This is a genomic window from Shewanella sp. BJSY2023SW005 (assembly GCF_047314585.1).
GTDB lineage: Bacteria > Pseudomonadota > Gammaproteobacteria > Enterobacterales > Shewanellaceae > Shewanella > Shewanella algae.
In genome coordinates this window covers 84,707-97,864 of the sequence record NZ_JBKORJ010000024.1, presented here as the reverse complement: position 1 = coordinate 97,864, position 13,158 = coordinate 84,707, and the positions used below count along the sequence as shown (strand labels likewise).

The following is a 13,158-nucleotide window of genomic DNA, read 5'->3' as shown; positions in this document are numbered from 1 at the left end:
TAGATGGCGGAACCGCAGAAATATAAGCTAACAGCCAGACAGGAACGCATTTTTTCCGATTACCATCAACGTCAGCATACAACTGTCCAGACTGTTGAACCATCCATCGGTGCTATTGATTCTGTCGAGTCTGTTTACAAGGCATTAAACGGCCGGGATGAGATAAAGGCCAAGGCGCTTTTGATGCTGATGTTGCGCAACTGGCTGACGGAAGTCTCGAGCTTCGACCCTGTATCTGGGAATGCTCTGCATACCAGTATTGTCGATTTTTTGGGCGCCGTGGCGAAAGCGGTGCAGAATGAGTCATTAGAGAGGGAGATAAAGGACCGTATCTATCGAATTGTATCGCATACGAAGGAAGCCGTTCTGGCAATCATGGAGCATAGTCGGGATAAAATATTACGGGAACATGCCATGCTGCCAATACATGCGGCAAGAGAGATTGATAGCAACAGTGTTCAATGGCTTAGCCGTCAGCCCGGAAGAACACTCCGCGAGAAGCTTTCTGGGAAGCCTTACATGAAGGCTGTAAGGCGGAGGTCAAGTGTTGATACGGCAGAAAACCGACTTTTAAGAGCTTTTCTATTCCGGCTGGAACAAATTCTGATTGAAAGACAGAATGTTTTATCTGCAGGTACAGAAGAGACCTGTGAGGAACTGCTTGTTTTCCTTCATCGTTGGTTTAGAACTGAAGATGCGGCTGAAATCGGCGTATGGGGCAATCTTCCGCCTAACAACACGCTTCTTCAGGATAAGCGTTATCGAAAAGTTTGGGATGGTTGGCTCTGGCTCCAAACCATCGACGAGCAGATCACAGGGGACAGCAAAAGAGTAGATAAGGATGTACTCAGCGTTATTTATTGGAATACTCTTTCCTTGCTTAACGGTAGTGGTCGATTTCGGACAGTTCAGCAGCCGGTCGGTCTCGACTATGATAATTTTTCTATCTCGCCAAAATTTCCAGTACGAGGATATTTATTTCCTGTATGCGACTCAAAGATAAAGGGGAAGATCAAAACCATAAACTACGAAAAAAAGTTTGGTTTTGTAACACAAGAAAGCGGCGGTGATTTATTTTTTCATCAAAGCAATCTGTCAAGAAAACTAGCGTTAGATTCATTATCTACAGGAGTTGAAGTTTCTTTTGTTATCGGCAGAAACCGACAAGGCGACTGTGCTGATGACATAACCCTTCAAGCAGGAATTATCCCCGTAAATTTCAATTTGACGGGTGATAAATGGACGATACAAGTCGATGGGGATAAGTATTTATTACAGATTCTTTCCGAGCATCTTGTTATTGAGCAAGCCCAGGGCACAAAAAAGAAATTAAAAATAGAACCAGCAACTCTCAAAGAGATACCTAAGGCGATACTATCATTTATCGCGGGTGCCCCGTTTGAATACTCTGCGCCGACAAATAACCAAAGTGGTCCAATACGGATGGATAGCTCTGTTGTTGACCTGTGTTCAATCCGTCCGACCTTCACAAATAATACAGGCTCTCAGGCGCATCTGCCGTTCAGGTTGCTTCAGCAGTACTGGCCCTTAAATATTAATGGAGGGGTAGCGCTAGACTGCGGTTGCGCAAAATCAATCACCCTGCATTCCGATATCGAAACGGTCAGCATGAGAAGCCTCTTTTCACATAGCTCAATACTACCCGGTGCAACCAAAAGGAGTGCATCGATGTTTTTTACTAAAAAGTTGAGTGACTATATCAAGGCAGATAAGCTGACCTATCTTGTCCCTGATTGGGGCAATGACTTCGATCTGGACGCAATAAGAAAAAGCGTCAACTTTTATTTTGATGAATCGACACCGCTTCCCAAAAGCATAGCTGCTGTCTTTGCATGGCAATCATCGAAGAAATTTGTACAGGACAGAGTCCGAGAGAATGATTTTGTGCTGGTAGTGGATTCATTTGACGGAGGCATTTCAATAACCCCAGTTCAGGCAAGATACCAACAAGAACTGGCTGAAGCCTTGCCTGAGACACAAGGGATGAGCTGGGAAAGACATCCTACGGTTATTGTGCCAAACAGAGGCATTCATACTGTCATGACCCGAAATCTTGACTGTAATGGCTGCCAGACATCTGAAGAGCTCCTCCATCTGTTCGGATTCGATGGTTTAGCCAGTGAATCCGGGGAAGTGTCCTTTGTAAAAGATGATCATTGGTATCACTTACCGGGTTCTATTCGGGAGGCTATGACTCAGGATTTAGATCTCAACATATTATCAAACAACGTGATAAATGATTGTCTGGACTCTATAAACAAGGATTGTAAGAAAGTAAATGTGTATGTATTGCCTCTTGATGATACGATCAGGAAAGCTGATGGGCGAATGGATTACAAGTGGCTGGGCTCTGCATGGTCTCCAATTAAAGGCTGCCAGACTTTAAACAGATGGCAGGAAAGAGTTAATGGCATTGCTCTTTGGCGTGATCATCTGCCAGAACTGTCGATCAGAGTTGTGCGTGATGGACTATTTGAAAATTTTTATCTTGTAAAGGACGCAACGGTATCACCGAAACGTGGTAGCACCGTGCATATACCAGTTGAAGAGACATTTACTCTTCCAGCAGGACAAATACATTATAGTTTTCCTCTGCAGCAGGGAGAAGGCAATAAAGAGCTTAAGTTTGTTGCATATCTGAAATCGCCAGCATTCCCTTTGAAAAATGCAACGGAGTGTAAACTGGAAATGACCTTTACGTATGGAGCGGACGAACCATACGAGCTGAAATTTATTCCATTGGATTCAGCTGAGGCAGGTTTTAAATCTATTCGGGTTGAATGGCGTTCAGCGTCAGAGGATGAGGCAGCAGATCTTGAGAACTTACCAGTTCCCAATTTCCCAACCCGTAAAAGCTGGTCCGATTTTCAGAAGTTTCCTAAAGAAGATGGTAAAAGCTTCTCTGACCTTTTGGACTGGTGTTATTCTAAAATTGCAGGCTTGAATGATCTGATCTCGTTCGATTATGAACAGGAATTGCAATCTATCCTTAATGAAAGAAAAGTCGGCTATTTGGAATGGGGTACCACTGACCGTGCCGGGAAATACTATTGCCGAGTCAATGTTGATGGAGAGAGTGTGTTTTGCCACAGTTCTCAATTTATTGAGGCTGTTGATGAAAACTCCCTATATGAAGGATGCCCGGTTTATCTGGATGTTTTTACAAATGAAAAGGGTCCTTCCGGGTCAAATATATCATTTTCTGAGAGCTTACCCCCACAGCTCCTGGAGAAGGCACTGGTTACCATCAATCGAAAGCTTTCCAGAATCATGGAGTATGCTGAAAAAGGAATCTTCAGCCTTCGATTTCCAGCATTGACCATCTGGAATCATGGCCACTCCCTTTCAGAGCCTGATGTGCCTGACCATTTTAGAAACGCGATATTCGAAGGTACTCAAAAAATCATATCAATAATTGAGTCAGAAAAAATGCCGGACACCCTTAAAGAGGAGCTTTTCTTCTTTCTGTGTTGTCTACATAAGGATGCCCCCGGGATTGTTGGTTCCCGGCTCCTTGATGCTGTGAAGGATAAAAAACTTTTGCAGAGGTACTACAAGAATATTGCTTTCGCCATCGGTAATGCCGAACAACCATACCAACAAGAACTGTTGGAGAATGTCATCGACCCCATTGATAATGAGGGCCGGACCAGATCCATTACCATGGAGATTTTGTCGATAGCCCTTTGGCGTTCCAAAACACTGATCAACAAATTGACAATAGAGGAGCTCGGAGATTTATCCAGAAACTTATATGGCTGCCTTGAGTTCGACTTTCAGAAGGTTGTGAATGATGATAGGAAGGGATATCAGATTGCGACTCTCTGCAAGCATTTGGAGCTTCTTCTTGCACTCCTGAGAAGCCGAGGGATTGAGGGTGAAGAGTTCAAAATTATTTTCGCCCCAGATAATGATTTGACTAAAAAGTATGTGGCCCTGATAGATGATGTTTCCAAAATAGTGAACGATAGTGACGTCGAGCTGAAGTCCCGAATTAGCATTGATATTGAAAAACCGGCAATGTTTCGTAATATACCAGATCTTTTATATGCACTACGGATGTATTTGACTGGTGATTTAGGCGCAAATTCAATTTGCATTACATCAGTCTCTAACGATTAGATTATTATCTAAGAAAATGTCTCCTGTATGGTCGCGCTTTGGTTTTAGCTCGGAACGAAACGATCACAGTCTTACTAGATGGTGGTCATATGGTGACCACAAAGGGGCTATTGAATGGCCCCTTTGTCATTAAAGTAAACTTCTTAAACATCTAATTTCTATAGCTTTAATCTTCTACATAGACCAATAACTCTGCAGGCTGACATTCGAAATACTTGCACAGTGAGTTGATGGTATCAGTGTTGGTGACATTGCCAGGCACGTTGGCTATGCGTGTCAAAGTGGCACGGCTGATACCTGTCTTTTCACTCACTTCAGACAAGGTTATACGGCGCTTTTCCTTAAAGGCTTTTTCATCAAGCAACTTGATGAGAAGGATTCTTATCATGTTCGATCCATAAGTCATATCTCTCACATATCATATCAAATGAATCATACATGACGCAAAAAACGCTTGACCTTGTTCATTTGTGATTTATTATGTACTCATAGGCTGCAAATGAATCATGTATGAGTCAAATCTGGAGGCGGTTATGAGTACCTCTCTCACCACAGAAGAACTATCTGCACGGATTAAGTACGACGTTCGCACTATCCGGCAGTGTCTGAAGGACGCTGTTCTGTTTGAGGGTGTGCACTACATCCGACCCTTTGGCGGGCGCAAAATTCTGCACATCTGGGAGCGGGTCGAGGAGTCCATGCTGCTTGGCGCCGCCGCCCACGATCTGATCAATCAGATGAACTAGGAGGACATCATGGGAACAGTGAATAGCCGTGATGGCAAACTCTATTTGGACTTTCGATACAAGGGAGTGCGCTGCAGAGAGCAGACAAGCCTTATCGACAATCCAACTAACCGCCAGAAGCTCAATAGACTGATGGCACTGCTTGAACAGCAGATGAAAAGCGGTAGTTTTGATTATGGGCACCATTTTCCAAACAGCCCTAAGGCAGAACATTTCAGGCAGCTCGAAAAACTGAGCCAGCTTACGGCTGTCGGTGGGCGAATGCAGCTTGGTACTTTTGCCAACCTTTGGTTGGCGGAAAAGAAAGTGGAGTGGCGCGCCAGCCAGGTTGAGACAGTTGAAGGCATTCTCAGGTGCCATCTAATCCCAGCGTTAGGTGATTGCATGATGGCCGCGATCACTAAGACCGATATTCTTGGATTTCGCACACGGCTATGTGACGTCGATGCTGCCACTTCGAAATCATTATCGGCCTCGCGCATTAATCACATCATGACTTATCTACGCCTAATGTTGAGTGATGCTGCTGAGCGTTTTGGCTTTGACAACCCATGGCGGAATATTAAGGCCCTGCCTATGCCTCGAAGCGATATTCAACCATTCTCGCTTGATGAGGTCTGCCGCATGATAGAGGGGGTAAGAAGTGATTTTCGTCCCTACTATATCGTTCGATTTTTCACAGGTATGCGGACCGGTGAAATCGATGGCCTAACGTGGGAAAACGTTGATTTTGCCAGGCAATTAATACACATCCGTCAGTCACTGGTGCGGGGGACTCTTGGCCCTACAAAAACACCGGGTTCGTTCAGGGCAATTGCCATGAGTCAGCCAGTACATGAAGCGCTATTGGCGCAGCGGCAGCAAACTGGGGCCAAGAGTCAATTTGTCTTTTGCAATCGAAGTGGTGCAGCGTTGAATCATCAAAATGTCACCAAACGTATTTGGTACCCACTATTGGAACTCCTAAAGCTTGAAAAGCGAAATCCCTACCAGACACGGCATACCGCCGCGACCCTCTGGCTGGCTGCCGGTGAGAGCCCTGAATGGATTGCCAGGCAATTAGGGCACGCTAATACCAGTATGCTTTTCAGAGTCTATTCGCGTTATGTACCCAATTTACTTGGACAGGATGGTGCGGCGTTCGAGCGTTTGATCCGCAAGGGACAAATCGAAGGAGAGTCAAAATGAATATCAGGTCCAGAGGTACTTCTGATGACTTGGCCTGGGTACACAGGGTCGCACAGAGTGAGTCGTCACAATTATGGCAATTCCGCTGCCTGCGCGAGTCCTTATCACTTGAAGTGCCCTGCGATGTCATGACGGGGGTACGGCCTGAAGGCCAATTGGTATTGGTGCATTGGACTGCAGACGATGAGCGACACATTAAAAAGATCTTAATTGTCCCAGAGGTGACTGATGAGGTCGCCGTTTATCGCCATTTTTCATTAGTGCCAGCAGGGTGTGAACCCATCATCGTCGATATCTGGGGGATCTTAGGACTTATTCAGAATGCCGCACTGCGACATTTCTATTTGGCGGTATTACTTAATCAGGAGTTGATGAGCCAGTTCTTTATTGCCCGGGCAAGTCGAAGTCATCATCATAATCATGAGACAGGATTGCTGGAGCATAGTCATGAAGTGGCTGTGACAGCCGCGATGCTTTGTTGGCGTTACAATGTAGGTCCCTTGAGTGTTGGTGTAGCGTTTATTGGTGGGCTATTGCATGACATTGGCAAAATTCACCTCTTTTATAACGCCGACACACGGGATGGCATTGCGGGCGCTCATGAGTCCTACAATTTCATGGTATTGGCCGAGCCGTTAGAAGTGCTGCACCGTAGTTTCCCAAAAATATTTGAAGCGTTAAGCAGTTGTTTATCGTTAAAAGTAGGGCGCCGGCATGAGTCTTACCTTCCTGCCTCTATGGTTAGACTGTGCGATAACCTGTCGATGGAGGTTTGTTATTGGCGCACGGCTTTTACAGACGTGCCCCCCCATCATTGGTACGCACATTCCGCCATGAATGACCAATGGTATAAACGACTAGGATGAGCTTTGGCGGGACTTATTTGTTCCGCATTGAACAGGATGATTGCCAGTCGGTGGAATAGGGTTTGTAGCGCGGGTGAACAATATTGGCTTATTTTCGCACCGCCTCTGCTTTTTATGTACTGCTGTTCATTTGCATGACGTAAAAACAACAATCCAACTCCATCTGGATATTCACCGGCTTTTGTCAATGTGTAGTGGGTAATCTTAAGATGTTGGTGAGGCCGCCAGCGTGTTGTTGGTTGGCCATATTGGGAGCGAAGCCTCAGATGCCAGCGTTGCCATGGAAAAAGTTGGCTTATCAATCTCATGAACCGCTGAAATTCATCCGCGTTGTCAAAGTAGATCCACGTATGACTACTGGTGGAATGTGTCAGGCAATATTGAATGGCCCATCGAAGTTCGATTTTTCCTTCTCTACTGCCCTTTATCTTGCTGCAGGTGTTCAGCGCGGATTGAATATCTTTACGGTCATAGATACTTGTTGGCTCGGCTGGCAGCAGAGCACCTGCGCGTCTGGTTGAAAAGAGTCGGCCGATTCCCCGCGGTGTTTTCAACGACCTTAGGGCAAGCGCCGCATCGCGCCAGCGCTCTGTCAGTTCAGATGGAAGTCGATAATGTACCGCGACCTCTTGATAGTCGTGATCTCGCTCAATTCGGCTAAGTACTGCCAGTGCCTGAATGTAGTGACTGTTTTTTTCAACCACATTGTTTTGGGTGGCTGTACTCTGACGAATGCTGTTGACTGGGTTTATAAAAGGCACGAGCCGTTTTCTCAAGAATGGCAGCAGCCGCAACGGGGTTATGGGGCCTGACTTTCGCATCTTTTTATAACGGTAAGGGCTAACTCCAAGTACCATTTTCGCGGTTTCGGCAGGAATTTCTTGTGAATTTGCCCCCAAATGTATGCCCAGAAGCAAATCGGTAAAATGTAAGTAGCTCCTCAAAGTTGTATCTGGCGTGCTATGGCCAGCAAACACTGCCAGGGCAAAATACCTGTCGCGAAGTCGTCCTTCACCAAATATCAGTTTCGTTATGACTTTTCGTTGGGATGGAGTATATGGCAGCAAAGCTTGGATTACTTCAGGCAAGGCGATCAGGTCATCATGGGCAAGCAGCTGCATTCTGGATAGTGCTGTATGACGTAAATGATACAATCGATAATAAATACCGCCGGATAATTGAGACAAGATCTCTTTTACCATCCATGAGATTTGACGGGTGTTTACCACTTCAAAGGGATTTCCTTCTGTGTGAATAAGAAGCTCTGCATATCGGTTATGGCAGGTTAATAAACGTTCGCGAAGGTGGCCTTCCACCAAAGCCTTTTCGTGGTCCGTCAGTAATGGGAAGAGAGGTACTTTTCGAAGGGCGGACTCTGTTTTGTTATGCCCGTGGCGGCTTTCTCGCACAAATAACCAGCCAACAGAGGATGGTTCGATGTCTTTTAGACGGAGTTTGGCTACTTCTCCGGGTCTGAGTCCTGTTCGATAAGCAATGATGAGAAAGCATTTCAACATACGTTTGGCAGTGAAGTTTATGTCTTCCAAATAATCGATTTGGCGCAACAGGGCCAGAAACAGTGGCTCATCAACTATGGCTGCACTCACATGGGGATTAATATCACTCCCTTCGCTTAGCGGTTGGTACAATGGCGGGAGATCAAAATTTTGATGAGCGAATGTGTGTAGGTCCTGAAATCGGCATGCTTTATAGTGCTGTGTTTGCTGACTGTTGGTGCGATTTAAAATTTCTTGATAAAGTTCAAAAAAATCTTCACAGCTCAAACTATAAAGGTCGACGTCAGCGGTAGCGGCCAACCAGGTGCCACCAATTTCCGCAAAATACCTATCAGCGGTTGATACTTCGTTTTCCAAGCAAGTCAGGTGGTGAAGTAACCACTGAATTAATATCTCCTCATTTTGGCGAAGATTTGCGTTTGCAAGCGCCTTCAACTTTCTAACAACGTGGCTCTTCACCTGGTTTTTTGCAGTATCTCTCTTAAGTATTTCTCTTATTTGATTCAATAGGTATCGGTTACCTTGCCTCGGGCTGCTTGGTGCAAGTACTGTAGATGTATCGTTTAGCTTCTGACCATACCAATGTTTGAATTTGGCAAAGCTATTTATATCGCAGGAGCCTGTTGTACTTTTGAATAACCTCAACCAGTATGCGTTTGGGAGTGATGCGCTTTTTTGCCGCCTCAGAGCAAACTCAACCAAGACTTGCGGTAGTTCGAGATTGTGTTGCATCTCTGCGAAACAAATACCTCCTTGCCGAAGTTGTGAGAGAGGAATTTCGATTTTGAGTTCAGACTTAATTATCTCAACACATGTCTTGATAGATTTTGGGTAACGCCAACTATTTGAACGGCAGTTTAGGAATTGTTTAATTACGCCAAAACTTATGGGGTCCGGGAAAAACTGAACTTCTACCTGCGCTTTATTGGGCCCCAGACCACCATGATCAGTGTAGAGATTACTGGGAAAATCCTTCGCTGGCTTTGGCCTCAACGTAAGCCAGCATAGATCCTTGTTACCACCTAACGGCTTCTCTTCGGTTAATGCTTTTGCCAGCGCAGGCCAAAGAGCGGGTTTGTTTAGACCACCATAGCAGATACAACTCATCAGTAACCTGGCAAAGCATTGCTGGGGATCAGACGTTTGCTCGAGAGTATCCAGCCAGCCAAAAGCTTTTGACGCAAAACGGGATGTTCTGAGTTGCCAGGCTAAACTTCTGAGTGGTCGAGCTCTGCGCAAAGTGAGGTAGTCTGCCGGTGGATTAATCCGCCAAAGTCCCTGTCGGTTACCCGTTTCTAATTGTTGGCAGATAAAAGAATACCCTCGTCGGTAGGACGTTTCCGATTTGAGAACCTGTCGCAGAGCCGAGTCCACCTGTGGCCAAATTTCCGCAAATCGGTCACATTTCGGTTCCGCTTCAAACAGTTCCGGCAGGTAACTTTCGAGTACAGCCAGAGCTTGTTTTATCGTTTGGGTATAGTTTTTTTGGCGAATAGCGGTTCTGGACTGATGCCCCAACAGACGTACTAATGATTTCTGCTCCATCGGCAGAATTAGTGGGTTTTCCATGCGTCAACCACCGTAATTTTGTGAGTGTTCAACACCACTTCGATTTGCTGGGCGATGCGCTTGAGGTATTGAATTGACAGAGCGCTGTGGCGGCCCATTGATTCTTCACCTACTTCTTCATGCCCCATCCAACCGTCGATTTCTGCAGGAGCAACACCGATACACTTTAATTCGCTACGCAGGTGATGCCGTCCCCAATTGGCCGGCCAAGGTAATTTATCGCCAAGAAATTCCTTTACTCTCGCTGGCGTGAGTTCTTGAGTAATGGTCGGAACTGTGTTCTGTTCATGATGCTTTATAAAAAACAGGAGATTGCCTTTTCCTGTAATTGCGGCGTGGGTTCGGGAAAAGATGTCTTCTGCAATGAGCTGACTGTGCTTTTTCAACTCGTGAAGATGCTTTAGATATTGTTCAAGTTGTTTTACCGCGGTTGCCGGGAGAATCAATGTTCGCGCGGCCAGTCCATGGCGGTTTTCCTTATCGCTTATCCACCAGGAATTGTTGTAGCTGTTGAAATCAGTGTACTGTCCCATTGGTGCGTTAACGTCTCGATGACCAGTTGAGAATGTCAATAGTGCCCACACGTAGCAAACATAGTGATTGTGGAGTGGCGCGAGCTCTTCAAGGGAATGCCTGATTGGGCTGGGGATTTGATGTCTCAAAATGCGGAAAAAATTGTGCAAAGTGTTTGAGGGAAGATGTAATGCACTGCCGATTTTCTTATTGGTGGGCTTTGCATTGGGGAGTTGTGGATCAATTTCAGCCATGTTGAACATGGCCAACACGTACGCGCGGTAGTTTTCAATCAGTTTATCTGCATCAAAATTGGTGTAGCTTAGCGCTGGTTGGTTTCGGGGGGCTCGCCCTTTTATTAGCCCGACTTCTGCACGGTCCAACCCGTTGTTGAGATACCAGTGCTCCATATAACGGGCAACTCTTCCAAGGCTTAAACGGCACCGATAGCGCTCATTGATGTTTTGGATTATTGATGCCAGGGATTCCTTGTCATTATCTGGAGTAAGCCGACCCTGTAGTATTTTGGGCAACGGCAGAATCAAATGATCGTTTGTCTTTCTGACGCATTTCTCCAGTCGGTCATCCTATGTGCTTGCTGGGACTGAATGGCCCAAATATAGACAAGGGTGGCTTTTATAGTGCTCTAAACGAAATGTTGTCGAAGGATGTTTGAGTGAGGTGGGATCACGTCCGCAAAGAAGGCTTAATAGTAGTGTTGAGCAACTGTCGGGTTGTACACCTTTTTTAATCCCATTGCTCGAGTAACTAATCAGTTGGCGTACATCCCAGTCTGTAAGTTGATTGTAACTGCAGCCTAATGACAGTTGCATAATGCTCAGTTTTTCTGTCAGACATTGATGCTGTATCGCGCGAACTGCTCTCGATGACGGCGAGCGATTGGCCGCAAAATTTGGTGTTTCTGCGTTTTCCTGTATACGGATTGTTCTTCCCGACTTTACCGACAGACATTCATCCCGTTCTTGGGACGTTGTCGGTTTATGGGGGAAAACACATAGTTCTTCGACCTTGGTTTTTGCATCGTCAAAAATATCGATTGGCTCAACTTCGACTATCGTGTCTGTGTCAGACTGGGGCGGGATCCGGATCTTTCGTCGGCGTCTTTTTGTCCATGACAGTGCATCTCTGATAACGAGTTCGAGATAGCCAAGGCCGTAATCGACGAGGGCCGAGTGATTTTCCCTTCTCAGTTCTTTTAGTTTTGAAACCAGCAGGTGAATGGATGGCGTTTCACCTAAATCTGGCAAGACATCCAATAGCTTTCGATGCATTGGGTTCATGGCAACCAGACGAAGTTCTCTGAGTGCATTTTCATTTCCTGAAAACGAGTTTCGAGGGTCGTAGGTATGACGCATGAAACAGACGACGAGGACAATCGCTTGGTAACCATTAAACTTGGATAACCACTGTGGAGTAGCATTTTGGGGCGCTACGGCTCCAATCGCAGCGGCAAATGCGTATGACGTGAGCCACTTATTTTTCTTCAGATACCCGATTATTTCAGTATCTATTTCACAAGATGGAATAGTGTTCGACTGAATGACCGCCACTAATCGATGAAGCTGTTCAAACTGTGTCCAGTATGCCGTAGGAAAAGCTTGAATGATGTATGAAAGTCGCATTAACAGAGCTTGCTTCTGCTCAGAACCGAACTCCTCAGGCACAAGCAACGTCCCCAAGAATTCCTTTAATTTTTTGCTGATGTTGCGTTCGTGTATGGTCATTTTTCAGGCTCCCAATGCGTCGCCATTTCAGCAATCCAATCGATCGCTTCAGGTGTTGTACCCGATGAAGAAAGACGCTGCCGTTGCTGAACTAAAGCCCCCCTGGACATCGAAAGCAGGTCACAAAAATACTGGTCAGGAAGAGAATCTTTACCGAAATATTCTCGCGAAAAATGCTCAGGCACACCTTGTCGCCAGGCATCAATGAATGCCACTGCATGCTTGGATTGGAGCGATAAACTGAGTAGTTGAAATAGTGATAACCGCGCCTTGGCTTCAACCTCTTCAGAGGATAGTTGCTCCTCAAAGTCTGCTTCGTAAACGATTAAAGTGTCTTTGGGAGGGTGGCCATCAACCCAGTACTTTGGCGCCCAAACAGGACTGTAGAAGAAGAATTTTCTGGGCCTATGCTTTGCTTGAGTTCCCTTGGGCTTGCAATGCATTTCCGGTACACAGTGTATTGTTTGGAACGCCCATGCGATCCTGATCTTTTCAGGTATAACGTCATCGTTACACAGCCCTGAAAGCGTCTGCATTATCTCAAATGGTCGCCGCGCTGCCGGGTGCAGGGTGAACTCGTGTTTGAGTTGATATTTGAGTATCTCGTGTGCCATCAGAAGTCCATTTCGTGTGAATGCCTACAGCATCTAATCTAGAAAAATACCTCTGGCTTCCCAAGTGGTGATCAATAATTGATCAGTGAAAAGGTGGTTTTTGTGACCGTGACCACCAATTTGTCTCTAATTGTCGTTAATGGATCGTCCGAGGGACTTAGACTTTATACAAATAAAATTAGTTATTTACAGTTGGGGTAAAATAAGTAACGTGCTATTATTCATATCATCACGGCCTGTCACGCCGGGGGTCGCGG

Annotated in this window: 9 protein-coding genes; 4 read left to right on the top strand and 5 right to left on the bottom strand. The window is 45.7% G+C overall.

Annotated elements, in window-relative coordinates; translation table 11 throughout:
* The first annotated feature begins 3 nt into the window (after window positions 1–3).
* Complete coding sequence (locus tag ACMHXI_RS07070) at window positions 4–4,143, top strand: DUF2357 domain-containing protein (protein WP_413734497.1); 4,140 nt, start codon at window positions 4–6, stop codon at window positions 4,141–4,143.
* Between the two features lie 166 nt (window positions 4,144–4,309).
* On the opposite strand, the gene ACMHXI_RS07065 is transcribed toward ACMHXI_RS07070, so the two are convergent.
* A complete protein-coding gene (locus tag ACMHXI_RS07065; RefSeq protein ID WP_413734495.1) occupies window positions 4,310–4,531 on the bottom strand; it encodes a helix-turn-helix domain-containing protein in 222 nt (73 codons plus the stop codon).
* Window positions 4,532–4,676: 145 nt separating this feature from the next.
* Between ACMHXI_RS07065 and ACMHXI_RS07060 the strand changes: the two genes are divergently transcribed.
* The 3 genes from ACMHXI_RS07060 to ACMHXI_RS07050 are packed head-to-tail and all read left to right on the top strand — an operon-like array spanning window position 4,677 to window position 6,943.
* Entirely contained in the window at window positions 4,677–4,889 is a 213-nt protein-coding gene (locus ACMHXI_RS07060) for a hypothetical protein (RefSeq protein ID WP_413734493.1), read from the top strand.
* 9 nt (window positions 4,890–4,898) lie between these two features.
* Window positions 4,899–6,077, top strand: a complete 1,179-nt coding sequence (locus ACMHXI_RS07055) for an Arm DNA-binding domain-containing protein (protein WP_413734491.1) — start codon at window positions 4,899–4,901, stop codon at window positions 6,075–6,077.
* Window positions 6,074–6,943, top strand: a complete 870-nt coding sequence (locus tag ACMHXI_RS07050) for an HD domain-containing protein (protein ID WP_413734489.1) — start codon at window positions 6,074–6,076, stop codon at window positions 6,941–6,943. Before ACMHXI_RS07055 ends, ACMHXI_RS07050 begins: the two co-directional genes overlap by 4 nt.
* On the opposite strand, the gene ACMHXI_RS07045 is transcribed toward ACMHXI_RS07050, so the two are convergent.
* From ACMHXI_RS07045 to ACMHXI_RS07030, 4 genes are all read right to left on the bottom strand, one after another.
* A complete protein-coding gene (locus tag ACMHXI_RS07045; RefSeq protein WP_413734487.1) occupies window positions 6,889–10,029 on the bottom strand; it encodes a site-specific integrase in 3,141 nt (1,046 codons plus the stop codon). The two genes, ACMHXI_RS07050 and ACMHXI_RS07045, sit on opposite strands and share 55 nt — an antisense overlap.
* A complete protein-coding gene (locus ACMHXI_RS07040; RefSeq protein ID WP_413734485.1) occupies window positions 10,014–10,952 on the bottom strand; it encodes a hypothetical protein in 939 nt (312 codons plus the stop codon). The genes ACMHXI_RS07045 and ACMHXI_RS07040 overlap by 16 nt, the downstream gene beginning before the upstream one ends.
* Before the next feature lie 177 nt (window positions 10,953–11,129).
* Window positions 11,130–12,287: a hypothetical protein gene (locus ACMHXI_RS07035; protein WP_413734483.1), complete on the bottom strand. Its 1,158-nt coding sequence runs from the start codon at window positions 12,285–12,287 to the stop codon at window positions 11,130–11,132.
* Window positions 12,284–12,901, bottom strand: a complete 618-nt coding sequence (locus tag ACMHXI_RS07030) for a hypothetical protein (protein WP_413734481.1) — start codon at window positions 12,899–12,901, stop codon at window positions 12,284–12,286. Before ACMHXI_RS07030 ends, ACMHXI_RS07035 begins: the two co-directional genes overlap by 4 nt.
* Window positions 12,902–13,158 lie beyond the last annotated feature (257 nt).